At 40.0% G+C, this 1,342-nt stretch carries 1 protein-coding gene; it reads left to right on the forward strand.

Translation table 11 applies throughout. The features are described from left to right. Window positions 1-102 precede the first annotated feature (102 nt). Window positions 103-1,284: an IS256-like element ISBame1 family transposase gene (locus tag M3225_RS28730; protein WP_251400728.1), complete on the forward strand. Its 1,182-nt coding sequence runs from the start codon at window positions 103-105 to the stop codon at window positions 1,282-1,284. Window positions 1,285-1,342 lie beyond the last annotated feature (58 nt).

A 1,342-nucleotide genomic window follows, 5' to 3' on the forward strand; every position in this document is an offset into this window, starting at 1 on the left:
GAGAGCGTAAAATATCTTGTGTAAATGAATAAATACAAAAAGGAAGACCTTTTCTTGTAGAATTAAGTCACCACAACCAATTCAAAGAAAGAAGGTCTTCCTATGAATCAGTTTACAACAGATCTTGTTCAAGCTCTAGTCCAAAAAGAAGATGTGACGGAAATTTTCCGTTCTCACTTAGAAAATGCGGTTAATACGCTCTTAGCGAGCGAATTGACAGCTTTTTTGGACTACGAAAAATATGAACGTATTGGATTTAATACAGGGAATTCACGAAATGGTTCGTACGAACGGACGCTGCACACAGAGTTTGGAGCACTTCATCTCGTTATTCCTCGTGATCGGAATGGCGACTTTAAGCAACAGACGGTGGCTCCTTATAAAAGAGCCAATGATACGCTTGAAGCGTTTGTTATTCATATGTTCCAAAAGGGCGTAACGACTGCTGAAATTGCCCATTTGATGGAGCGCATGTATGGTCACCATTACACACCTCAAACCATTTCAAATATGACAAAGGTGATGTCTGAACAGGTAGAAGCATTCCGAGATCGAACGTTGTGTGCACGCTATGCGTGCGTTTATTTAGATGCTACATATATTGCTTTAAAACGGGATACCGTGTCTAAAGAAGCTGTCTATATTGCCGTTGGCATTCGCGAAGACGGTTCAAAAGAAGTGCTTGGCTATACAATCGCTCCTAACGAATCTGCCTTTGTCTGGAAAGAACTTTTAGAAGACATCAAATCCCGTGGCGTAGAGGAGATTCTGTTGTTTATTTCCGACGGGTTAAAAGGAATCTCAGACAGTGTTTTTTCTATCTATCCAGCTTCTTCTTACCAAACATGCTGCGTCCATCTTTCACGGACGATTGCTCATAAAGTTCGTGTATCCGATCGAGCTGAAATCTGTGAAGACTTTAAATCTGTGTACCGTGCAGAAAGCCTTGAAATGGGTCAACAGGCCCTGCATTCGTTTATTGAAAAGTGGAAATCTAAGTATCCAAAAGTGACAAAACCATTGCTCAATAACCCTTATTTGTTCACGTTTTATAGCTTTCCTAAGTCTATTTGGCGTAGTATTTATTCTACCAATCTCATTGAATCTTTTAATAAACAAATCAAGAAATATAGTAAACGTAAGGAACAATTCCCTAACGAAGAGTCACTTGAGCGCTTCCTCGTTTCTCAGTTTGACCAGTATAATCAGCGCTTTGCGACAAGATGTCACATTGGTTTCGATCAAGCTCGCGCAGAGCTACAAATGATGTTTAAAGCAAACTAGTGGGTAACGTTCATAAGAAAAGGACACTCCCATTTACACAAAATTATTGACGGTCCCT

Origin of the sequence: Priestia aryabhattai, from assembly GCF_023715685.1 — a bacterium.
GTDB classification, from domain to species: domain Bacteria; phylum Bacillota; class Bacilli; order Bacillales; family Bacillaceae_H; genus Priestia; species Priestia aryabhattai_B.